The 20,778-nt window shown below is 65.0% G+C and carries 22 protein-coding genes and 1 pseudogene; 18 read left to right on the top strand and 5 right to left on the bottom strand.

Annotated features, from left to right (window positions below):
* The first annotated feature begins 46 nt into the window (after positions 1-46).
* From mreC to J5226_RS07950, 5 genes and pseudogenes are all read left to right on the top strand, one after another.
* Entirely contained in the window at positions 47-1,228 is a 1,182-nt protein-coding gene (mreC, locus tag J5226_RS07930) for a rod shape-determining protein MreC (RefSeq protein WP_215839358.1), read from the top strand.
* Entirely contained in the window at positions 1,225-1,710 is a 486-nt protein-coding gene (gene mreD / locus J5226_RS07935) for a rod shape-determining protein MreD (RefSeq protein WP_215839360.1), read from the top strand. Before mreC ends, mreD begins: the two co-directional genes overlap by 4 nt.
* Before the next feature lies 1 nt (position 1,711).
* Positions 1,712-3,589 (top strand): annotated as a pseudogene (gene mrdA / locus J5226_RS07940) (penicillin-binding protein 2); the annotation flags it as partial.
* Between the two features lie 371 nt (positions 3,590-3,960).
* Positions 3,961-5,076: a rod shape-determining protein RodA gene (gene rodA, locus J5226_RS07945; protein ID WP_215839365.1), complete on the top strand. Its 1,116-nt coding sequence runs from the start codon at positions 3,961-3,963 to the stop codon at positions 5,074-5,076.
* A gap of 98 nt (positions 5,077-5,174) precedes the next feature.
* Positions 5,175-5,591 carry a hypothetical protein gene (locus J5226_RS07950; protein WP_215839367.1) on the top strand — a complete coding sequence of 139 codons (417 nt, stop codon included), beginning with the start codon at positions 5,175-5,177 and terminating at the stop codon, positions 5,589-5,591.
* A 108-nt stretch (positions 5,592-5,699) separates the two neighbouring features.
* Here the strand turns inward: J5226_RS07950 and J5226_RS07955 are convergent, their stop codons facing one another.
* The gene (locus J5226_RS07955) at positions 5,700-6,128 is read right to left on the bottom strand and encodes a hypothetical protein (RefSeq protein ID WP_215839369.1); all 429 of its coding nucleotides are present in this window, start codon (positions 6,126-6,128) and stop codon (positions 5,700-5,702) included.
* 829 nt (positions 6,129-6,957) lie between these two features.
* On the opposite strand from J5226_RS07955, the gene J5226_RS07960 reads away from it, so the two are divergent.
* From J5226_RS07960 to J5226_RS07975, 4 genes are all read left to right on the top strand, one after another.
* Entirely contained in the window at positions 6,958-7,461 is a 504-nt protein-coding gene (locus J5226_RS07960; protein WP_215839371.1) for a hypothetical protein, read from the top strand.
* 85 nt (positions 7,462-7,546) lie between these two features.
* Complete coding sequence (locus tag J5226_RS07965; protein WP_215839373.1) at positions 7,547-7,927, top strand: VOC family protein; 381 nt, start codon at positions 7,547-7,549, stop codon at positions 7,925-7,927.
* A 172-nt stretch (positions 7,928-8,099) separates the two neighbouring features.
* Positions 8,100-8,405, top strand: a complete 306-nt coding sequence (locus tag J5226_RS07970) for a hypothetical protein (RefSeq protein ID WP_215839375.1) — start codon at positions 8,100-8,102, stop codon at positions 8,403-8,405.
* Between the two features lie 49 nt (positions 8,406-8,454).
* The gene (locus J5226_RS07975; RefSeq protein WP_255323026.1) at positions 8,455-8,931 is read left to right on the top strand and encodes a hypothetical protein; all 477 of its coding nucleotides are present in this window, start codon (positions 8,455-8,457) and stop codon (positions 8,929-8,931) included.
* A gap of 63 nt (positions 8,932-8,994) precedes the next feature.
* On the opposite strand, the gene J5226_RS07980 is transcribed toward J5226_RS07975, so the two are convergent.
* The 3 genes from J5226_RS07980 to J5226_RS07990 all read right to left on the bottom strand — a co-directional run bounded on the left by J5226_RS07980 (position 8,995) and on the right by J5226_RS07990 (position 13,267).
* Complete coding sequence (locus J5226_RS07980; protein WP_215839377.1) at positions 8,995-11,328, bottom strand: hypothetical protein; 2,334 nt, start codon at positions 11,326-11,328, stop codon at positions 8,995-8,997.
* Between the two features lie 130 nt (positions 11,329-11,458).
* Positions 11,459-12,253 carry a TIGR02391 family protein gene (locus J5226_RS07985; protein ID WP_215839379.1) on the bottom strand — a complete coding sequence of 265 codons (795 nt, stop codon included), beginning with the start codon at positions 12,251-12,253 and terminating at the stop codon, positions 11,459-11,461.
* A gap of 105 nt (positions 12,254-12,358) precedes the next feature.
* Entirely contained in the window at positions 12,359-13,267 is a 909-nt protein-coding gene (locus J5226_RS07990; RefSeq protein WP_215839381.1) for an abortive infection family protein, read from the bottom strand.
* Positions 13,268-13,827: 560 nt separating this feature from the next.
* Between J5226_RS07990 and J5226_RS07995 the strand changes: the two genes are divergently transcribed.
* The 3 genes from J5226_RS07995 to J5226_RS08005 all read left to right on the top strand — a co-directional run bounded on the left by J5226_RS07995 (position 13,828) and on the right by J5226_RS08005 (position 15,956).
* Positions 13,828-14,112 carry a hypothetical protein gene (locus J5226_RS07995; protein WP_215839384.1) on the top strand — a complete coding sequence of 95 codons (285 nt, stop codon included), beginning with the start codon at positions 13,828-13,830 and terminating at the stop codon, positions 14,110-14,112.
* Positions 14,113-14,893: 781 nt separating this feature from the next.
* On the top strand, positions 14,894-15,241 hold the full coding sequence (locus J5226_RS08000) for a hypothetical protein (protein ID WP_215839386.1): 348 nt from the start codon (positions 14,894-14,896) through the stop codon (positions 15,239-15,241).
* Between the two features lie 88 nt (positions 15,242-15,329).
* Positions 15,330-15,956: a HEAT repeat domain-containing protein gene (locus J5226_RS08005; protein ID WP_215839388.1), complete on the top strand. Its 627-nt coding sequence runs from the start codon at positions 15,330-15,332 to the stop codon at positions 15,954-15,956.
* A 40-nt stretch (positions 15,957-15,996) separates the two neighbouring features.
* Here the strand turns inward: J5226_RS08005 and J5226_RS08010 are convergent, their stop codons facing one another.
* The gene (locus J5226_RS08010) at positions 15,997-17,442 is read right to left on the bottom strand and encodes an XVIPCD domain-containing protein (protein ID WP_215839390.1); all 1,446 of its coding nucleotides are present in this window, start codon (positions 17,440-17,442) and stop codon (positions 15,997-15,999) included.
* 78 nt (positions 17,443-17,520) lie between these two features.
* On the opposite strand from J5226_RS08010, the gene J5226_RS08015 reads away from it, so the two are divergent.
* From J5226_RS08015 to J5226_RS08040, 6 genes are all read left to right on the top strand, one after another.
* Positions 17,521-18,036, top strand: coding sequence for a hypothetical protein (locus J5226_RS08015; RefSeq protein WP_215839392.1), 516 nt, complete (start codon positions 17,521-17,523; stop codon positions 18,034-18,036).
* Between the two features lie 177 nt (positions 18,037-18,213).
* On the top strand, positions 18,214-18,783 hold the full coding sequence (locus tag J5226_RS25560) for a DUF1801 domain-containing protein (protein WP_304414080.1): 570 nt from the start codon (positions 18,214-18,216) through the stop codon (positions 18,781-18,783).
* A gap of 61 nt (positions 18,784-18,844) precedes the next feature.
* Positions 18,845-19,246, top strand: coding sequence for a DUF1801 domain-containing protein (locus J5226_RS08025; RefSeq protein WP_215839394.1), 402 nt, complete (start codon positions 18,845-18,847; stop codon positions 19,244-19,246).
* 212 nt (positions 19,247-19,458) lie between these two features.
* Entirely contained in the window at positions 19,459-19,968 is a 510-nt protein-coding gene (locus J5226_RS08030; RefSeq protein WP_215839396.1) for a YcxB family protein, read from the top strand.
* Entirely contained in the window at positions 19,968-20,456 is a 489-nt protein-coding gene (locus tag J5226_RS08035) for a GNAT family N-acetyltransferase (RefSeq protein ID WP_215839398.1), read from the top strand. Before J5226_RS08030 ends, J5226_RS08035 begins: the two co-directional genes overlap by 1 nt.
* Entirely contained in the window at positions 20,453-20,773 is a 321-nt protein-coding gene (locus J5226_RS08040; protein ID WP_215839400.1) for a hypothetical protein, read from the top strand. The genes J5226_RS08035 and J5226_RS08040 overlap by 4 nt, the downstream gene beginning before the upstream one ends.
* The last annotated feature ends 5 nt before the right edge of the window (positions 20,774-20,778 follow it).

A 20,778-nucleotide genomic window follows, 5' to 3' on the forward strand; every position in this document is an offset into this window, starting at 1 on the left:
TTCGCGTTTCTACTCCACCTGATTCCGATACCGACTCCCCGGCCCGATGCCCCCTTACGCCGGCCCACCCACCGCAGCCCGTAGCGGCGAAGTCGCCGATACGTTGCGCCTGATGGCCTATCTGGCGCTGGCCCTGGCGTTGATCCTGTTCGATCACAGCGGCGGCTGGCTCAGCCAAGCGCGCAAGCAGGCCGCGACCCTGGTCGCGCCGTTGTGGGCCGTGGCCGGCTGGCCGGGCCGGCTGGTCGAACGCGTCAGCGACGACGCCGGCACCCTGAGCCAGCTCACCGACGAAAACCGCCGCCTGCGCAACGAAGCGCTGCTCAATCAGGCGCGCATGGCGCGGCTGCAATCGGTGGCCGCCGACAACCAGCGTCTGCGCGGCCTGCTGGAAGTCGCCGAGCGCGGCAACCTCGACGTGGTGCTGGCGCCGATCCTCGACATCGACCTGGACCCTTCGCGCCAACGCCTGATCCTGGATGTCGGCAGCCGCGAACGCGCGCGCGTCGGCCAGAGCGTGATCGACGCCGGCGGCCTGCTCGGCCAGATCACCGGCATCACCCCGATGCACGCCAGCGTGCTGCTGATCACCGACCCCTCGCACGCGGTGCCGGTCAACGTCGCCCGCAACGGCGTGCGGCTGGTGGTGTACGGCGAAGGCCGCAGCGACCACCTCACCCTGCGCAGCGTGCCGCTGTCCAGCGACGTGCGCGTCGGCGACGTGCTGGTCACCTCGGGCCTCGGCGGGCGCTTCCCGCCGGGCTTCCCGGTCGGCACCATCACCGCGCTCAAGCCCGACGACAGCCGCGCCTTCCTGCTCGGCGAAGTGAAGCCGGCGGCCCAGCTCGACCGCGGCCGCGAAGTGCTGGTGCTGCTGTCGCTGCCGCCGCCGCCGGTGGACATCAACAACTTCGACACCCAGCCGGCGATGCCGGAAACCGCGTCGGCGTCCTCGCCCGCGGCCCAGGCCGCGGCCGAACAGGCCGCCGCGCAGCGCCTGAGCGAGCTCAAGCAGCGCAAGCCCAAGGGCCACAGCGCGACCGCGCCGGAAGAATTGAAGTCCGAAATCGAACCCGCGCCGGCCGCCGACAATGCCGCGAACGCGACGACGGCCGCGAACCCGCCCGCCCGCGCCGCCGCCGCGCCCGCCGCGCGCTCGCCCGCGCCGCGCACGCAACCGTCCGCCCCCGCCGCGCCCGCGCGCGCCCAACCGGAGCCGCAGCGATGACCCGCGCCCGCCACCACTGGGTGCTGCCGGTCAGCCTCGTCGCCGCGCTCGCGCTGAGCCTGCTGCCGCTGCCGCAACTGATCGCGCCGCTGCGCCCGTACTGGCTCGGCCTGGTGCTCGCCTACTGGGTGATCGAAGACCCCGACCGCGTCGGCCTGGGCTTCGCCTTCATCGTCGGCCTGTGCGGCGACCTCGTCTCCGACGGCCTGCTCGGCGAACAAGCGCTGCGGCTGGTGGTGATGGCCTTCATCCTGCAGCGCTTCCGCGCCCGCTTGCGCTTCTTCCCGCTGTCGCAGCAAGCGCTGGCCATCGGCGGGTTGATGCTCAACGACCGCATCGTCACCTCCGTCCTGCACATGGTGCTGCGCGAACCCTCGCTGCCGAGCGCTTACTGGTTCGGCCCGCTGGTCGGCATGGCGCTGTGGCCGCTGATCTTCCTGCTGCTCGACGCGCTGCGCCTGGGCACGTGGCGGAGGCGCTGAGATGGGACCGCGCCGCCGCCTGCTCAACCGCCGTCCGCGCGTGCTCAAGAACACCGCGGCCGAGGCCGACCAGTTCCGCCTGCGCGCCGCCGTCGCCTTCTTCTGCGTACTGGTCGGCGTGGTCGGCCTGGGCTTCTGGTACTTCCGCCTGCAGGTCTGGCAGCACGACGACTACGCGATGCGCTCGGAGCAGAACCGGGTCAAGCTGCGCCCGGTCGTGCCCGGCCGCGGCCTGATCTACGACCGCCGCGGCCGCATCCTCGCCGACAACGTCCCCGCGTTCCGCATCGAAGTCACCCCGTCGGAAGCCGGCGACAGCGACAAATGGCTGCCGCAGCTCGCGCGCGTGATCGCGCTGACGCCCGAGGACATCTCGCGCTTCGAGGCCGAACGCAAAGCCACCCGCGGCTTCAAGCCGATCGTGCTCAAGCTGCGGGTCAGCGACGAGGAAGTCTCGGCCTTCGCCGTGGACCGCTGGCGCTTCCCCGGCGTCGAACTCGTCTCCTACCTCAACCGCCGCTATCCCTACGGCGACTTGTTCGCGCACGTGCTGGGCTACGTCGGCCGCATCGACACCAAGGACCAGGAAGCGCTCGGCGTCAACGCCGGCGTGCTGACCCACATCGGCAAGACCGGCCTGGAGCGTTCCTACGAACAACAACTGCGCGGGCAAGTCGGTTACGAGCAGATCGAGACCAATGTCGACGGCCGCCCGATCCGCCAAGTCGGCCACGTCCCGGCCAAACCCGGCGCCGACCTGCGCCTGAGCATCGACCTCGACCTGCAACGCGCCATGGTCACCGCCTTCGGCGACATGGACGGCTCGGCCGTCGCGGTGGACCCGCGCACCGGCGAAGTGCTGGGCATGGTCAGCCTGCCCAGCTACGACAGCAACATGTTCGTCAACGGGATTTCCAGCGCCAATTACAAAGCGCTCAACGAAGACCCGTCGCGCCCGCAGTTCAACCGCAACGTGCTCGGCGGCGGCCCGCCGGGTTCGACCATGAAGCCGTTCATGGCGCTGGCCGGCCTCGACAGCGGCTTCCGCCGGCCCGAAGACAAGATCCTGTCCACCGGCGAATTCCACATCCCCGGCCAGAAGCGCGGCTACCGCGACTCGCACGGCGGCGGCCACGGCTGGGTCGATCTGCGCGAATCCATCGCCCAGTCGGTCAACACCTACTACTACAAGCTTGCCCTCGACATGGGCATCGACCGGGTCGATCAGTACATGACCCGCTACGGCTTCGGCCAGAAGACCGGCATCGACCTGCTCGGCGAAAACCCCGGCATCCTGCCGTCGCCGGCGTGGAAGGCCAAGCGCAACAAGAAAGAAGGCTGGTACCCGGGCGAAACCGTCATCGCCGGCATCGGCCAGGGCTATTGGGTGGTGACCGCGCTGCAACTCGCGCGCGGCACCGCCGCCATCGCCAACAACGGCACCCTGCGCCAACTGCACCTCGTGCGCGAAATCCGCACCGGCTACGAATCGCCGTGGCTGCCGAAGGAGCTCGACGCGCCCACCCGCATCACCGACAACCCCGCGCACCTGCAAGCCGTGCACGAAGGCATGGAATCGACCATCCACGGCGGCCGCGGCACCGCGCGGATCATGGCGCGCGGCGCGCCGTACCGCATGGCCGGCAAGACCGGCACCGCGCAGAAGGTCAGCCGCAAGGGCAACGTCAGCCTCAACCCGCACTCGCTGCCGTACCACCTGCGCCACCAGGCGCTGTTCGTCGGCTACGCGCCGGCCGAGAACCCGACCATCGCGGTCGCGGTGGTGGTCGAACACGGCGGCTACGGCGGCAGCACCGCCGCGCCGATCGCGCGCAAGATCTTCGACGCGTGGCTGCTCGGCAAGATGCCCGAGCCGCTGCCGGACAAGGACGGCAAGGCCGCGCCCACCGTCGCGCCGCTCGCCGTCGCGCCCGGCGCGGCGCCGACCGTGACCCCGGGCCAAGCCGTCGGCGAAGGCGCCGCGCCGGCCGAACACCAAGTCGTGGCGGTGCCGGTCAACGGCGCCTGGGCCAAGGTGATCGCGATGGCCAACGCGCGCGTCGCCGCCCAGCCCGGCCACGTGCCGCAGGCCGAAGGCGGCAACGAGGCCGGCCTGAAACCGAACCTGCCCGGTTACGTGGCGCCGGCGGAGCAGGGCGGACAAACGCCCGCACGCAGCGACGATGCGCTGATCGAACCCAACCTCGACCCCGAAGACGACGACGTGACCCCGACCGTGGAGCCGCAGCGGTGAGAGTGATCCTGCGCTACCTGTGGGACCTGGGCCAGCGATTCACCCGCACCCTCGACCTGATGATGCTGGCCGCGCTGCTCGCGCTGATGGTCATCGGCCTGGCCGTGCTCTACAGCGCCGGCGAACACTCCACCCGCATGGTCTTCGCCCAGGGCTCGCGCTTCGCCGTCGGCCTCGCCGCGATGTGGGGCCTGTCGCGCATGTCGATGCCGCAACTGCGCAACTGGACGCCGGTGATCTACGCCGTCTCGATGATCCCGCTGCTGGCGGTGCTGGCGATCGGCACCGGCAAGCACGGCCGCCACTGGATCGACCTGAAAGTCTTCTACTTCCAGCCGGCCGAGCTGCTGAAACTGAGCCTGCCGATGATGGTGGCGTGGTACCTCAACCGCCAACAGCTACCGCCCAAATTCCTCACCGTGCTGGTCGCCGGCGTGCTGATCGGCGCGCCCACCGTGCTGATCCTGCTGCAACCCGACTTCGGCACCGCGATGCTGGTCGGCATCAGCGGCGCGTTCGCGCTGTATCTGGCCGGCCTATCGTGGTGGTGGTTCGTCGCCGCCTTCGGCGCCGTCTCCGCGATCGCCCCGGTCGCCTGGTTCTGGCTGCTGCGCCCGTACCAGAAAGACCGCATCCTGACCTTCCTCAACCCCGAGAGCGACCCGCTCGGCACCGGCTGGAACATCATCCAGTCCAAGATCGCCATCGGCGCCGGCGGCATGACCGGCAAAGGCTGGCTGCAAGGCTCGCAATCGCACCTCAACTACCTGCCCGAACACACCACCGACTTCATCTTCGCCGTGCTTAGCGAGGAATTCGGCTGGGTCGGCGTCGTCACCGTCCTCGCCCTGTACCTGTTCGTCGTCGGCCGCTGCCTGTGGATCGCCGCCGGCGCCCGCGACGGCTACTCGCGCCTGATCGCCGGCGCGCTGGGGCTGGCGTTCTTCGTCTACGTGATCGTCAACGGCGGCATGATTTCCGGCCTGCTGCCGGTGGTGGGCGTGCCGATGCCGTTGCTGAGCTACGGCGGCACGTCGGCGGTTTCGTTGCTGGCGGGGTTGGGCGTGGTGATGGCCGTACGCGCGCACAAACCGGTGCACGGCGGCCGCTGACCGCGTAAGCCGCGCTGCTCCCTGTAGGAGCGGCGCAAGCCGCGACCGCGAACTCACAACCACGGCGCCACCCCACCCACCGCAGCAAGGAGCAAGCGATGGCCGGCTACCTCCGCCTCCACCCCGAACGCCGCGACGCCACCGGCCGCTTCGAAGCGCTGCCCGAAACCGACCGCCTGCGCGCCCGCAACTACACCCGCTTCGCCTTCCTCGCCGGCGTCAGCAACTGGGCCAACATCGTCCCGATCAGCCCGCCGCGCGGCTTGCCCGACGACGCCAGCGAGACCGTGCAGGGAACCTTCGCCAAAGGCCAGCACCACGCCCCATCCTGGCTGACGCTCGACGAACTGCTGAACTTCGACTACGACCAACCGCTGCGCTTCCGCGAAGACGTCCGCCCCGAACAATGCACCGCCGGCACGTACCGCGAACTGCTCGACGACGATTTCCTGCAAGCACTGCGCGACCTCCAAGCCCAGGGCGCCACGCGCCTGGTCTTCTGGTTCGACTACTGACCCACCGCGCGGCTTCGGTTTCCCCTTGTAGGAGCGGCGTGAGCCGCGACCGCGGGCCATGACGGCCCGCGCAAGCCGAATCCGAGCGAGACAGGCGTGGCTTTCGTCTCAACCGCCTGCCGCGTTCTTGCGGTTCGCGCGTCGTGGCGTCAATTCCTCGTGCGGCGCTATAGCTGGCTCTGTGCTTGGTGTTGCGTCACACACCAGTTGCTTCGCCAACTCGGGATGTTCCCGGCAGAAACGCGCGTTCGCCGCCAAATCGTTCCAGTGTTGGGCTGATGCCAGCTGGTCGTCCGCACATTCGAGCAAACGACGTTGTTGTTCCAGAGGTAGCGACTGGCCGAGGGTCACTAAGACGACATCTAGGTAGTCTCGGGCATCGGAAATGGCGCGTTGCCTGAGTGCAGAAGCCTTGATTCGTAACAGATCGAGCATGCCGGGTTGTAGGCGAGACAATTGTTCTATGGTTAGCTGGCCGCTCGAGATGGATAACTGCAGTAAATCAAATCTATGTGGCTCAAAAAATGATTCAGACACGAGAGCGCTCCTTCGTTGGTGTGACGACGCATCTGAGCGTAGCGCTCCGTCTTGGATATCTGAAAAATCGATAATCTTGCTAAGCAATCAGGTTGGTGAATTTCCTTCTTCTTGCAATATGACCTGCTGAATGTGGGGGCGATTATGAAGGGTGACATCTGGGCGCAATGGCAGGCGTGGACGGCCATTTATGCGGCGCTAGTGGCGACGGCGGTTTTGGGCTTAGAGGTCCGCAGATGGTTTGAGTCTGGAGTTCGTCTGATTGTTGATGCAATGCCAAACGCTAGTATCAGCGGCTCGGGGGCGGACGAAAGGTATCTTGTGGTAACAGTGTCGAATCGTGGTGATCGGTCCGCAACCATTACACACTTTGCCGTGGTTGATTATGGTGGAAGATGGGAACGATGGTGGCGTTGTTTGCTTCGCCGTAGTAAGAAAACTTTATTGGTGCTCGATCCTAGAATCAATGAGGCTTACCCTCCTGCGCTTCCATCTGTCTTGCAGCCTGGGCAGCAATGGCAAGGGATCGCTAAATGGCATCTTCTTGGAGCATTAGAGCCGAATTTGGCTAAGAGATTTTTTGTGGCGATATATTCCTCTGATAGAAGAAGGCCGCGAGTGTGTCGTGTGTCGGTTCTTGAGCTCTCAGGGTCAAGAACTAGGATGTTGGAGGAAGAGGCTCGAGGCGATTTTATGGATTAACGGCCTGCGGAGACTTGGCGGCGACGCGCTTGGCCGCTGGACAGAGGCTGACGTTTATGACCGATGTCCCTCCAACGGCGGGCGCGCCGAGCCGCACGATGAAGCAAATCAGCTCAAGGGGCTGACCATGAAAGAGGTCATGTTTGCCATAAAGGTCGCGACGCTGTTAGCGGCCTCCTTCACCACCGGCTTCACGGCCAACAAGGCGCTTTCGCCGCAAGACGTACGCCTGCGGGTGGAACAAAGCGGCGCGCCGGCCGTAGTGCGGGCCATCTGGTCTTCACCCGAGAAAACGAGGCAGCTGCTCTCCGGCGTCAGCTCCGGCGATCCACGCTGGATCGATGTGGCGGAGCGATTGGCGCCGGGTGTCGATGCCGGCGCTTCGGAGGATCTGGACGCCGCTTTGGCGCAGGCGCTGTTGGTGCAGCCTTACGTCGTGCTTCCTTGGCTGAAGCGCCACTGGTGGAGCGATGGCCTGTCCGTCTGCGAGTTCGCGGCCGACAGCGAGTTGCCGCCGGGATACCTGGAGAAGCTGAAAGTCGCCTTGTCGCGAAAGCCGCCTAAGCAGGTGGCGGCGCTGCGCGAAGAGTGCCTGCGTGGCTTGGCGAGCAGTCGGCGTCCGGCGGGATAGCGTTATCAAACAGGGGTCAGAGTAGCCTTTCTCTCTATAAGTCGAGAAAGGCTACTCTGCCCCCTTTCTAGCGAAGGAGCTCGCCATGCACCACTCGCGTCTTTGCGCCCTTCTCATCGACTGCAACACCTCCGACATCGACCGTGCCGCCCGGTTCTGGGCCGACGCGCTGGGCCGTGCGGTGGATCCCGATCATCCGGGAACCCGCGGCAACTACCGCATGCTGGAAACGCCGCCGGATGAGCCGATCGTGCAGATTCAGAAGGTCGACCACGAGAGTCGGGTTCATATCGATATCGAGACCGACGATATTCCTGCGGAGGTGGCGCGTCTTGAGGCGCTGGGCGCAACGATGGTCGACCGCCTGGAACGCTGGGTGGTGATGCAGGCGCCCACGGGGCAGAGGTTCTGCGTGGTGCGGGTGCAACGGCCTGGGTTCCCGAAGAACGCGACGGCCTGGGATTAAGCGCGGACGCGCCAACCAATTCGACATCAGCCCCCACATTTATCGCGCAAACAGGGGTCAGAGTAGCCTTTCTCTCTATAAGTCGAGAAAGGCTACTCTGACCCCTTTCTAGCGCGGACACGCACAGCACCCATGCGCTAAATTCACGAACGTCCTCCGACGGCCCAGAACCATGACCAAACTCTATTGGACGGAACGCTCGATCCCCGCACTGGAGGGCCTGTCCTTCATGGAGCGCCATTCGGCCAAGGGCTCGGTGCACAAGGAGGTTTGGAGACACTGGGAAGTCTGGCTGCCCGCCGTGTTGCTGCCGGTCAGCTACATCCTGGCGCTGCTGAAGCTGCCGGATTTCCCCTACAAGTTCGCAATCCTCACGGTATCGCTGCTGACCCTGTGGCGGCTGTCGATGCTGCCGGTCCATTACTACCTGCAGCATCATTTGGAACTCAAGCCTTGGCGCCGACCGAGTCTGAGTTAGCCGCGGCGGGGAATCGCGCCCTGGCCCGGATCAACCCAATCCCGAGTTCATGAAAGAAGACCACCCCAAAACCAAAGAAAAGCGCGAGAAGAACTGGAAGCTCCTCTACCTGCGTTCTGAAAAACTCGCCCGCGCCAAGCAACTCGGCATCGACTACCCGCACCCCTCGAACAAGCACGAGATCGAGGACAACGAACCCCTCAACCTCCTCTTCATCTGCAGCCGCAACCAATGGCGCAGCCCGACGGCCGAGGCCGTGTGGCGCAACCACCCTGACATACGGGCAAGATCCGCCGGCACCAGCCCCAACGCGCGCCGGCACGTGTCCGTCGACGACATCCGTTGGGCGCACTCCATCTTCGTCATGGAGAACAAGCATCGGTCCCGGCTGATGGCGGAGTTCGGCCGCGTCATCGCCAACAAGCCGGTGCATGTGCTCGACATCCCGGACGAGTATCAGTACATGGACCCGGAGTTGGTCGATCTGCTCAAGGCCTCAGTGGGGTCCATCCTCGGGCTGCCGTAACCCCTGGCTCCCCGCCGAGCCTATTCGCCAATTCCTGCGCAACCATCGTCCGAAGCCGGCGCCTCATCCGCCGCGCCCAAGCCCACGCTCGGTCGTGAACTTCACCGCCCGTTTCGCAACCCCTCCGCGCCACTCGGTCTGCACCACCAACTCGTGATCCCCCGCAGCGGGCGCGGCGAGCCAGCGCTCGCGACCGTCCCCGATCAGCACGCCATCGAGCCACCACGTCAGCCGATCCTCGGGCAGCGGTTGACCGGAGCTGTCGGTGAGGTTGCCTTGCAATTGCATCGGACGGCCGACGCGGAAGGTCTTGCCGCCGGACGGGCTGATGAGGGCCAGCACCGGCTCGCGCTCGGGCAGGTCCACGGCGAACGGTTCGGATTCGCCGGAATGGAAACCGTCGTGCGCGATCAGCCGGACTTGTATGCGGTTCGGCGGCAGGCCTTGCAGCGCCAACCGCGCCTGGTTGCCGCGCAATCCGATGCCCAAGCTGTGCCAGGCGTCTTTCTCGTCGCAGCGCCATTGCGCCCAGACGTCCTTGACGTCGGCGCCCTCCAGCGCCCATTCCAGCGCGAGTTCTTGCTCGCCGCCCACCTTCGCTGTCGCGTGCGTGAAACGCGGCGGCTGCGCGCTGGCCTTACGGCTCCAGGTTTGCTTGTCCGGCCCATCGATCCGCAGCGATGCGCCCGGCGCGACGTTGCGCAGGTACGCGCGGAACGCGAACGGCGGCGCATCGTCGTCGCGATGCGCATGGCCACCGCCGCAGCAGCAGCCACCGCCTTGCGGTTCGCGCCGCATCAACACCGCGCGCGACAGCACGCCGCCTTGCTCATCCAGCAATTGCGCGCTCCATTGCGTCGGAATTCCCAGCGCAGGCGCCGCCACCTCGATACGCGCGACCGATTCGACTTCGATCCGTCCGTTCTCCAGCACCCGCCCCTGCACGGAAATCACCGGCGTCATGCGCCACTCCGGGCCTTGATAGCGCCACGGCGGGTCGGGCCACCACAGGTGTTCGAGGTTGAAGGGCCGCTCCAACGGCGGCAGGATCGGGAAATCCGGCGGCAGCCATTCCGGCGCCAGTCGCGGATGGCTGAGCAAGCGCCGATGCTGGTACAGCGACATCCAGCGCGGCCGGCAATAGCTCATGTAGTCGGCGACGAGTTGCGGGTCGTGAATCGTGCCGTCGCGGATATCCAGGCCGAACTCGCCGATCGACGCCGACATGTACGGCTCATAGGTCGGATAGTCGGGGTCTGTGGTGCCGCCCGCACCGCAGGGCGTGTGCTGGAACCCGTAGCCGTGCCCGGTCTCGTGCAGAAACGTCTGATCGTTGCCGACCGCGGCCGCACCCAGCCCGTCGTCGCCGCAGCCGGGCACGCCCAGCGGAATTCCGCTCGGCAACAGGCCGTAGTACACGACGTCGTCGCGATTGCCGTCGTTGTCGCGCAGCAGCGACATCGCGTCGAGAAGATCGTTCCAGTTGTCCGAACACTTGCCGGGCGCGACGCGCGCATCGTCCAGCGGCGTGGACCAATCCAGGTTCGAGCAGACCGCGAACGAACCGGTGGCCTGCACCGGCATCGCCGCCAACGCGGTCGCCGCGGTGGTTTGCAGATCCGCCAGCGTCGGCGCCGCCAAGACCAATCGCGTCACCGGCGCGCCCGGCGTCGCCGGCGCCGACGTGCTGTCGCCGTCGTAGGCGACCAGAATGCCGCGCACGCGCAGCGTCTGCACCAACTGCGCGCTGACGTTCACCGACTTCTCGCTGCCCTCAAAGCCGGTCAGGCGCGCGGTCAGGCGCAGCGTTCCGTACAACTCGTTGGCCGATATCACGAAGTTGAGGCTGCGTCCCAGGTCGCCGCGCTCGTCGCGGTAGGTCGGGAGTTGTTCGGCGCTGACCGGGCCGCCTTGCGGCGCGTAGGTGTCGACCGGCTCGTACTCGTGCAAGCGATTCCGACGCGACACTTCCAGCGTCCCGGTGACGTTGGCGACGGTGCCGAGCAAGCCCGAGCGCACGTACACGCGCACCCATGCGGCTTTGAACGCGATCAGCTGCACCGAATTGTCGGCGCTGCGGTCGGCCGCATCGGTCAGGTGCTCGTTTGCGCGGTGGTATTGGATGGCTTGGGTGACTTCGATGCCGCTCACCCGCGCCGACCACAGGCGATAGCGATCGACGAAGGATTCCTGCCATGCGCGGCGGAGGCCGGTGGTTAGTTGATCGAGGAGGTGGGGAGGCATGGCAAGGTCCTTTTGCGGAATGCGGCGTGGCGCTGGTTGCTCGCGCACTGATCTATCCAAGGGCAATCCATGCGTTGCGCACTGCGATCTGGGAACGGGTGCATGCGGGGGATGCCATTGGATACAACGCTGGTGTTCCGGCCGACCGGACATCCGATGTGCATGCACGGCTCAAGGTGAGCGTTGCATGCGAGAAGGTCAGCCCTCGACGCGAATAAACGCAGGTGTCAGTTCACCCGTCCACCAGAACAAGTATCGGTGTTAGAACTGTAGAGCAGGCGTCTCACGGGCTAGTTCGATCAAGCGACTTTGCGAGCATGCTGATAAAAGAAATGTAGGCGACTGCATTCTCTGGGTTGTCTTGAACAAGTCCATGTGCTCGAGGGTTTCTAATCGCGAGCATGGCGCCGGAGAACAGAAACATCATTCCTTGCTGTTCACTCCGCTCACTATCATTCTGCTGCTCGTTGAACTTGAGAATTGGTGATTTTGGGCTAAAGACTAATTGCATGAGCTCCGTGCCACTAGGATCCATGCGCATGCTTCTCATCTTGACGAGCATGTCTAGAACTTTGCACGAATTCTCAACCGCTTCTGCGTAGTGTCCGTCCGAAAATAGCTTTGAGCAGGCACGAGAGATTTCAGGGTGCAGATCCAGGTCTCCGAATGCTCGACGAGCTTTGGAAACGGATGACTCTCCGCCATCCTCGAGTTTTTCGTGAAACAGCTCAATGATGGTTTTAAGATTTAGTATTTCTCGCTCCCTGCTTTCCTGGACGCTCTGAATTACGTCGCGAAGCGGGGTTTCGTATATCATGTTGTAGCCAGCAGTATCGAGTGATCTGGGTTGAAATCTGTTGTATTCCAGCGTGCCATGACCGAACACCTCAGCTACTGTGTCTTTGAGCTTGTTCTCGATCGAGTCTAAGCGTGGATCACCCCTCTGCGTGAGAGAGTTGGGATTGAATTCCTCCAAGTCTCTTATCCGGCGCTCTAGCTTTGGAATAGCTGAGCGCATCTGCTCTGAGGAGAGATTTGCCGCAGTTGGTTGTTGTGAGGGGGGTTTTCTAGCAGCCATGCTCTAGCTCCTCATTAAGTGTGATAAGACTCGTTGCGACATCCGATGCCTGACTTAACCATGTCGTGAAGGGGGCTCAGCTTGAATGATTTCTAGTCACCAGTCCTAAGGCTTGTTGGGGCGGTCATTGTGTGTCTCAGTAAGAAAGACGGCCAGAGTTGAGGCCGCTCCGGCCGCAAGTTTTGCGTGACGAGGTTTAAGCCCCTTTGTGCTCGCGACCTTGCCATGTCCGGTGCCATAGTGATTCCTTAGCTCTGCAACGCCTTGGGTAATTGAGGCTAAGTTACTCAGTAATCTCTTGATGGTCTCCGCAGCTTTTGCTTTGTCTGGGATGTCATCGGGCGTCAGCTCCAATTCCTTGGCAGTTAGTTTTACTAGCTCTGGAATGTCGGCGGTCCTTGAGAACACCACGTTGCGATCAGACAGAATCGTCTTGCAGCAGGTTTCGACAAGCTCTTTGGCCGTCCCAATAGCAAGTGACGGATCATTGATTATTGCAGCTTCAATGCGTGTAATTTGCTGTGAGACATAAGATGGGTCCGTGCCTGCAAGGCTCTCGCGGGCGGCATTGATGCCCGGCGTGGCACTGATTCCAACATATCGGCCGATATAGACAGGCTTTCCAGAGAGACGAGTGCGCTCAACTAGTTGGAACCCATCATTTCGAAGGTACTGATTAAACATTTGGCAGATGCGCTCTGCTTCTGTCGAGTCAGAGCGGACAACCGGATGCAGCACCTCGGCGAGAAATCTGAGAAAAATCTCATCATCGCCATTAAGAATGTTTAGTCGGGTGTCGTAGAAGACCCAGTCATCGTTCCAATCGTAGTTGTTGACGCGATGCTGCCAGATATCACCAGCGGCATCCTTGAAGCGTGGATCAAACGAAGGGAGGCTCTGCAGATCAAAGAGGCGAGAAAGGAACTCCGTCTCTTCTAGGCGGCCGTACAGATTGACCTGTTCAGCTATCATGGCATCGATAATGTCGCGGCGAGTGAGCTGCGATATCTTCATGGGCTATCGACAATCTCTCTTTTGGGAAATGCTTCGTAAGCCCCGAGGTGGGGTATGCGCCAGATGTTCAAGCAGCCTCAGAACGCCGTCAAGGCGCTTCTCGGGCAAGGGTCAATCACGTTAGCGGCACACCCTATCGCAGGTCTGCTGGCGTGCATATTGAATAATTCGAGGCGATAAGTTGCGTGGCCTCATATTCTCGTTTTCCCGTCACTAGTAGCGTCGCTGCCGGGCTGTCGCTCCGGAATTCTATTGCAGATACGTATTTGGGCGATGAAATCGGACTTGTCTGATTGACGGCCCTTGTTAAGCCACGCAAAATCGTAATCACGGAGTCTCTAAACTCCGCACAAAGCGGTACCCACCTCCGTCAATTGGTGGGTTTTTCATGCCTGGCGTTTAGGCATGTCGACGCGTTTTCCTGCGTCGGGAGGGCGGCTAATACAATACCCGAAAGGGGAATACGCCCACCGGCTTTGTGCGGTTTAGAGCCTCCCGACACCCCGCCGGCCGCACGCCGCGCCGCGCGGGTTTTCCGCTCAAGGACAGGAGTGCCGCGTATGCCCCGTAAATCCGACCCTACGCCCCCGCACGAAGGGGTGGTCATGCCCGTTGACGCGTTCAAAGCGCTTTCCGCTTTCCAGCAGGAGTTGCACGGGATCGTGCGGACTTTGCAGCCGGAGGTGTTGGTCGAAATCGGTTATCCCGCCGGGCAGGACCATCGCTTGCTGCGGGAGGTGTTCCAGGCGCTGGCGCGGCGGCTGGATCCGGTGATGGATGCCTGTGTGTGGTCGCCCGTCGGGGACGAGGGGGCGGGGCCGGCGCCGTCGCGGCGTCTGCACTGACTCGTGGGGGCCCTGCTCCGGTAGCGGGCAGGGCGGTTGCGACTCGCCCTGTCTCGCCGTTGATGCGGTGGGACTTGGGGTCGACCCGGGCCGCGCCAATCGCAAGCCAAAAAAGCCTTGCGTGCGAGCCGAAAGGCGTCGAGCGCAAGGCTTTTGGGGTCGTCGTTAGGCGGTTTTTTGCTCGCCTGTAAGCCGCGCCGTCCCGGTCGCCGCATCGCGCATCCCGGCCGCAAGGCGATTCGCTTTGCGCGTGGGCTGCCGATGCTTGCGCGTGACTGTTTACGTGTTGCGTTCGCAAAGCGTCGGGTATTGCGCGCAAGCCGTTGGGTTTGCGGTTGCGGCGCGGAGACTTGCGTGTGCTGCGAGACGGCTTGCGCGCGAGCCGTTGCGGCTTGCGAGCGCAACGCTTGGTGTGTTGCGCGCAAGCCAAATACGACGCGGGCAACCCGTGCGAGGTTGCGGCTGGGTGTTGACGCGTCGCGTGCAAGCCGCGACGGGTTGCGGCCCGGGCTGCGCGGCTTGCGCTGGGGCCGCCAACCCGGCAGCCCGACAAAGCTGCAGGACGCGGCGGGCCGCGCCAAGCGCTTGATCCGTAAACCATCGTCCTCGCCATCGGCGTTCAGCGCCGCTGGCGTCGGCGTGCGCACTCGCCCCCAACCGTCCCGCCGCTCGCCCGCCCATCCGGCCGCTCGCCCCCCGATTCCCCCACTCGACATTTAATCCCCGCGCCCGCCCGGGCCCGGCGATAGCGTGCGATGGCACCCCCATCGAGGCCACCCCCATGCTGACGTCGAGCGATCTCATCCAGGCCCTGCGGCCGGCTTTCATCGTCTATGCGTTGGCCATGGCCTCGACGGGGGCGGCGCTGCGCTTCGCGCCCGACGACGCGCGGCAGGCGGCCGCGCGCACGCCGGCGGCGCTGCGCTGGGTGCAGCGGGCGGAGCGCGCGTTCGGCGAGGCGGCGGTGGAGCGGCCGGTCGCCTCGGTCGCGCGCGCGGCGGCGCCGTTGCAGGCCGGGCTGCGCGCGCACGCGGACACTTGCGCGCGGGTCGCGGCCGAGGCGCTGCCGGCGCCGGCGGCCGCCGCGCACGGGGCGTTCGTGGCCGGCGCGCTGGCCGCCTTGCCCTAAGCGCCGTCGGACGGCGCGCCGCCGGTCCGGCGGCGCCGGCTTTTCGCTAAGCTGGCCGCCAGCGCCCGCACGGAGCCGCCGCGCCGCCATGACCGACCTGACTCTGGAAACCACCCGCTTCCGCGAATGGGCCGGCGGCGGGCTGAGCCCGCGCGAGGGCCAGTGGGAGTGCGATTACAGCCATTGGCCGGCGTGGCACCGCGCGGTGCTGAGCTGGGTGGAGGGCGGCGACCCGCGCGCGTGGTCGGACGCCGAAGTCGGGCATGTGCTGTACGCCATCGCCCGCGACAACGACGCGCGATACCTCGTCCGAGAAATCCGCAAGCGCCGCCCGAGCGCGCTGCGTTTCCTTGCGCGCGCCTCGCTCGCGCACGGCGAGGCCGATGCGCGCTGGCAGTTGGCGGTGGAACTCGGGCATCTGGCCGACGACGAGGAAGCGCAGGCGCTGCTGCTGGCGCTGGCGACCGATCAAGACGAATACGTCCGCCGCCGCGCGATCCGCGCGCTGGCCGGCCTGCGCGTGCGCGCGGCCGAGGAACTGGCGTGGGCGGCGTGGCATCGCGCGGACGAGTATCAGGAGTGGGCGCGGATGTCGGTGTTGGAGTGTTTGCAGGAATTGGAGTCGCCGCGGTTCGAGGCGTTGCTGGGGGATGCCTTGCAGGACCATCGGCCGTTTTTGCGGCAGTTCGCCGAGCGCTTGCAGACTATGCGGTGAGGGTCGTCCGCGAATTCAAGCGCATCGCCCTTCGGCGTTTTCAGCGGGCCGGCCCGCTGCGTTCCGGGGCGTCCGATTCCAGCGGCTTGTGTTCCATGGCTATTCGCGTCTCCCGCTGGCGGTCGAACTCGCCGGCTTGCTCGGCGGTCAGCTGCAACCGCTGCGCGGCAGCCGTTACGTCGATCGACGCGACGAACCCGGGCGTTGTCCCGTACACATGCATCTTGTCGCCGACCATGGCGACGCCGGCGATTCGTTCGGCGCCATCCAACCCCGCGCGTTTGGCCTCCAGCATCGCCTGCGCGACCGTTTCATCGGAGAGGTGGTGCGGCGCCCGCTCCCGGATCTGGTCGAACGCCGCCCGGTCTTGCGGGCTAAGCAGATGCAAAGCTCGATCTTGCTCGGCGGATCGTGCCGGCGTTGGACGTTCGTCGGTCAGATGGGGCGAGCGCAACTGCGCCCATTGCGACGCGTACTCCGACATCGGGCGTTGCAGGGCCTCCTGCGGATTCACGCTCACCCGCCGCTCGGGCTCGAAGGCATTGCGCCTTTCGATGCCGTGAACACCGCCATCGGACTCCAGTCGGACGTTGGCGATGGTCGTTTTCTGCCGTTCCGCCTCGACCAGGAGCGCGGCGGCGATCAACAGGCTGTTCGGCCCGGAGGGGATTGCATGGCTTTCCTCCATTCGCCTGACTTCTGAGAGGGTTCTTTCGAATGCGGTATGTCCCGGGTGTTCGGGGTTGGCGAAATCGGTCAGCGGGGGATTGCGCGGCGGAGGCGGTGCCGTCGGTTCCGCTCGATGCTTGATGAGCAGTTGGTAATCGCGCAAATACAGGTCGCGTTGTGTAAGCAGGCCATCGGCATCCTGATCTTTCAAGCCATCTGGGCGTGTATAGGGAAAGTTCGGAATCGGGCCCGACAGTTGCGCTATCGCGTCCCTATCCTCGATCCGGCCCTCCTTCCAGGACGAATAGACGACGGCGGCGCCGATGCCCGATCCGCTGCTGTAGCCGATGAACTTCCAGTTGATCGTTCGAAAGTCCTCGTTGCCCTTCAAGTCCTGAAAGATCGGGAACGCGTTGAACACCGTGCGCGCTTCAAGGTCGGCCCGATAAGCTACGTAATCCTCGGCGCGTCCGCCGCGGAACGGCATCGTCGCGGTGTTGTATTTGTCGTGTCCGATTTCGTGAGCGAGGGTGGTGAAGATCGCCAGCTCGGAAAGAATGGTGGAACTTTGCGGCGGGCCTTTGAGCGATTCGTAGCTCGCTTGGTTGACGACGATCTTCGGCGGTTCGGTCGGGTGATAGTAGGGTAGGTGGGTCTCTGGGTCGGTTACGATGGTTCCGCCATTGCGGAAGAACTGGGCGAAGTCGGAACTGGCATGACTGGATTCCAGGATCCATCCTTGCATCCGTTGCGGCATGTCGCGGAAAACGGAGCTACCCTTCAGAACATCTCGATCGTTGCTGGCATTGGTCGACATCGGGTTCCCTCCCCTAGTGGGCAGGCGATCATCGTAGAAGAACGATTCGCGGAGAGGTGAAGCGTGCGGGCGTTGAAAGTGTCTTTGCCACTGGTTTTGCTGCTCTTTGGCGGGCTGATGGTGTCTAGTTGCACATCGAATCAGCCGCGTCCCGATCATGCGGGCTCTGCGTCTTTAGTCGCCGAGGATTTGCTTCGGATTCCGCTTCGCGAAGGGCGAGTTGGATACGAGCGGTTGGTTGTCGGGTTTGCGAATTCCGAGGTTCAGCAAGAGCATCTGACGCGCCCCGATCTGCCAGCGCAAGTACGTCATGCAGGCCGTCACTTGCGACTGGCCGACGGCTCCGTCGTCGAATCGGTGCAGGTGGGGTCGGGAGCGGGCGCCAACGTGCGAATCGGAAAACAGCCCTGCTTTTCAGTAGGCCGGGCGGCTAGGGCAGGTGGAATAGAGCTCGCGCCGCCGTATCTGTCTTTGATCGAGGATGGGAAGTTGGTGCGTTCCTTTACGGCGCGTGGCGACGGCGTCACGGTGACCTTCACAACGCTTGCTCCGGATTACCGTTGCGTCTTTTCTGTTTCAATCTATGTCGTCTGAGCGAAGTTCTGCTCGGCGCGTGCGGTGAAAACTGGCTAATAGGCGAGACCACGGAACATGGCGGGGTATGGGGCGCAGGCTCCAATGTGTGATCCGAGAGCGATCTGCGATCACTTTTTGCACTGCGGAAGGGAGTATCTTCTGCTTCCTGTGAGCCTCTCGGTTGGAGCCCACGCGATGACCGGCAAGCCTTCCAAGCCTACCAGCAAAGCGACGAAGAAAACCGCCGCTAAAGCCACGGCGAGAACGACCGTCCAGAAAGCGACGGCCAAGAAAATCGTCGCGAAGAAGACGGCGGCCACGAGCGCGGCGGCGAGCGCTAAGCCGCGAGTCGCGGCATCCGATCCGCCCCGCCTCCTCTCCGGCGGCAACCCACAAATCCCCAAGGGCTACGGCGACGCGCCGGTGCAGGCCTATCTCGCCGCGATGCCCGGTTGGAAGCGCGAAGTCGGTCGCCGCCTCGACGCTTTGGTCGAGCGCACCGTTCCGAGCGTGCACAAGGCGGTGAAGTGGAACACGCCGCTGTACGGGGTCGAAGAGGGGAGTTGGTTCCTGGCGATGCATTGCTTCGACCGCTACGTCAAACTCACCTTCTTCCGCGGCGCGGCGCTGAGTCCGGTGCCGGCGGAGCGGTCGAAGATCGAAGGCGTGCGCTATCACCATATCCATGAGCGCGATCCGTTCGACGAGACGCTGCTCGGCGATTGGATCGCGCAGGCCAGCCGGTTGCCCGGCGAACGCATGTGAGTCGCGCGCGGCGTGGGGGCGCCGCGCGCGGGTCGTTCCATCACGAATCGGGGAGTGTGCGATGAAGAAGAGCAAAGAAGCGACCGGCGCGCAGTCGGGCGCGGCGGCGTCGAAATTGATCGACGAGCGCATCCAGGAATTGGGCGACTGGCGCGGCGAGACCTTGGCCAAAGTACGCAAGCTGATCCACGAGGCCGATCCGGAAGTGGTCGAGGAATGGAAGTGGCGCGGCGTGCCGACGTGGTCGCACGCCGGGATCCTGTGCACGGGCGAGACCTACAAGAGCGCGGTCAAGCTGACTTTCGCCAAGGGCGCGTCGCTGCCGGATCCGAAGGGCTTGTTCAATTCCAGCCTCGACGGCAATACCCGCCGCGCCATCGACCTTCACGAGGGCGATACGCTCGACGGCAAGGCGCTGCAGGCGTTGATCCGCGCGGCGGTGGCGTTGAACACGTCGAAGTGAGGCGCGGCGGCTGACAGCGGCGGGGCCGACGCCGTCGCGCGCGGGCCGGCGGACGGTTTCGACCGCGGCCGCGCGGCCACGTACACTGGCGGCCCAGCCGGGCAGGCCGGACGCGCGTCCGGCCCGGCCGCGGCGCCGATGCGGCGCCGGCTTCGTACGGGGAAGCGCGCAAGAATCCGCGCCCCCGCGTCCTCCCTCATCTCGCCGTCGCTATGGAACAGCCCCAGGACATCCGACTTTCGTTTTCGCTCAGCCTTCCGGAACAACTCCGCCTCGCCGCGGTGATGATGTTCCAGCGCAAGCTGTTTTTGATTTTCGGTTTGGGCTGGCCGGTCATCGGCGTGGTGCTGGCGATCTTCGCGCTGATGTCGGGGCTGCCGGCCGGCGCGCCGATGTGGCGGCTGGTCGGGTTCTGTTTCGTGTTCATGCCGGTGCTGCTGGCGATCAGCGCATTCGGCGCGCTCGCCGTGGCCCGGCCGATGCGCGAGCCGCTGGACTATGTGTTCGACCATGCCGGCATTCACGTGTCGACCAGCGCGTTCCAACACACCCACGGCTGGAACCAGATCGGCCGCTTCAAGCGCGTCGGCGGGTTCTTGCTGTTCTTCTTCTCGCCGCGCCACGCGCATGCGATTCCGCTGCGGGCGTTGCCGGGGCCGCAAGTCGAGGCGGCGCTGGCGGCAATGGCGCAGGCCCACGGGGTCGGGACGCACCCGCACTGATGCGTATCCGCGCATGCCGCGACGGCGAGGAGGCCGCGTTGCTGGCGATCTTCCGCGCGGCGGTGCGCACCACTGCGGCGGACGATTACAGCGCCGAGCAGATCGACGCGTGGTCGCCGGCGCGATGGACGCAGGCGCAGCGCGAGCGCTGGATCGAGCGCGTGTGCGCGCTGCGTCCGTTCGTGGCCGAACTCGACGGCGCGGTCGCCGGTTACGCCGATCTGCAGGACGACGGGCTGATCGACCACTTCTACGTCTCGCCGGACTTCGCCCGCCGCGGCGTCGGCGCCGCGCTGATGTCGCACCTGCTCGCGCTGGCGCGTGCGCGCGGCCTGAGCGCGGTGCACGCGCACGTAAGCCGCACCGCGCAACCGTTCTTCGCCCGCTTCGGGTTCGAGATCGTGGCGCAGCGCAAGCCGGTGGTGCGCGGGGTGGAAGTGCCCAATGCCGAGATGCGCGCGGTGTTGGCCGCGCCGGAGGCCGTATGAAAAAACGCCGCACGCCGCGCGAGAAGAAAGAGCTCAGCCTGGACCGCGACTGCCGCAACACGGTGGCCGAGAGCCCGTGGGGCGCCCGCGCCGCGATCGCGCGGCGCAAGCGCTGGGTGAATCAGTCCTACCGCAAAGCGGTGCAGCAAGAACTGTCGGCGCTGTCCGGCGGCGAACCCGCCGATGCCGAGGCGGTCGAATCGACGGTGGCGGCGACGCGCCGCCACGGTTGGCGCAAGCAAGGCGACATGCCGTTGCGCAAGGCGCTGACTTTGCGCCGTTCCAAGGGCGCTCGCGGAAAGCCGCCGCGTTCTTGAAGCGG

Origin of the sequence: Lysobacter sp. K5869, assembly GCF_018847975.1 — a bacterium.
Taxonomy (GTDB): domain Bacteria; phylum Pseudomonadota; class Gammaproteobacteria; order Xanthomonadales; family Xanthomonadaceae; genus Lysobacter.

Excerpts from the sequence above, each read along its gene's own strand:
- J5226_RS08025 (WP_215839394.1), top strand. The coding sequence starts at position 18,845 with ATGAAGAAGAGCAAAGAAGCGACCGGCGCGCAGTCGGGCGCGGCGGCG.
- J5226_RS07965 (WP_215839373.1), top strand. The coding sequence starts at position 7,547 with ATGCACCACTCGCGTCTTTGCGCCCTTCTCATCGACTGCAACACCTCC.
- J5226_RS08035 (WP_215839398.1), top strand. The coding sequence starts at position 19,968 with ATGCGTATCCGCGCATGCCGCGACGGCGAGGAGGCCGCGTTGCTGGCG.
- J5226_RS08005 (WP_215839388.1), top strand. The coding sequence starts at position 15,330 with ATGACCGACCTGACTCTGGAAACCACCCGCTTCCGCGAATGGGCCGGC.
- J5226_RS07980 (WP_215839377.1), bottom strand. The coding sequence starts at position 11,328 with ATGTCCGGTCGGCCGGAACACCAGCGTTGTATCCAATGGCATCCCCCG.
- J5226_RS07985 (WP_215839379.1), bottom strand. The coding sequence starts at position 12,253 with ATGGCTGCTAGAAAACCCCCCTCACAACAACCAACTGCGGCAAATCTC.
- J5226_RS07990 (WP_215839381.1), bottom strand. The coding sequence starts at position 13,267 with ATGAAGATATCGCAGCTCACTCGCCGCGACATTATCGATGCCATGATA.
- J5226_RS07950 (WP_215839367.1), top strand. The coding sequence starts at position 5,175 with ATGGCCGGCTACCTCCGCCTCCACCCCGAACGCCGCGACGCCACCGGC.
- J5226_RS08000 (WP_215839386.1), top strand. The coding sequence starts at position 14,894 with ATGCTGACGTCGAGCGATCTCATCCAGGCCCTGCGGCCGGCTTTCATC.
- J5226_RS25560 (WP_304414080.1), top strand. The coding sequence starts at position 18,214 with ATGACCGGCAAGCCTTCCAAGCCTACCAGCAAAGCGACGAAGAAAACC.
- J5226_RS07995 (WP_215839384.1), top strand. The coding sequence starts at position 13,828 with ATGCCCCGTAAATCCGACCCTACGCCCCCGCACGAAGGGGTGGTCATG.
- J5226_RS08040 (WP_215839400.1), top strand. The coding sequence starts at position 20,453 with ATGAAAAAACGCCGCACGCCGCGCGAGAAGAAAGAGCTCAGCCTGGAC.
- J5226_RS07970 (WP_215839375.1), top strand. The coding sequence starts at position 8,100 with ATGACCAAACTCTATTGGACGGAACGCTCGATCCCCGCACTGGAGGGC.
- J5226_RS07960 (WP_215839371.1), top strand. The coding sequence starts at position 6,958 with ATGAAAGAGGTCATGTTTGCCATAAAGGTCGCGACGCTGTTAGCGGCC.
- mreD (WP_215839360.1), top strand. The coding sequence starts at position 1,225 with ATGACCCGCGCCCGCCACCACTGGGTGCTGCCGGTCAGCCTCGTCGCC.
- mreC (WP_215839358.1), top strand. The coding sequence starts at position 47 with ATGCCCCCTTACGCCGGCCCACCCACCGCAGCCCGTAGCGGCGAAGTC.
- J5226_RS08010 (WP_215839390.1), bottom strand. The coding sequence starts at position 17,442 with ATGTCGACCAATGCCAGCAACGATCGAGATGTTCTGAAGGGTAGCTCC.
- J5226_RS07975 (WP_255323026.1), top strand. The coding sequence starts at position 8,455 with ATGAAAGAAGACCACCCCAAAACCAAAGAAAAGCGCGAGAAGAACTGG.
- J5226_RS08030 (WP_215839396.1), top strand. The coding sequence starts at position 19,459 with ATGGAACAGCCCCAGGACATCCGACTTTCGTTTTCGCTCAGCCTTCCG.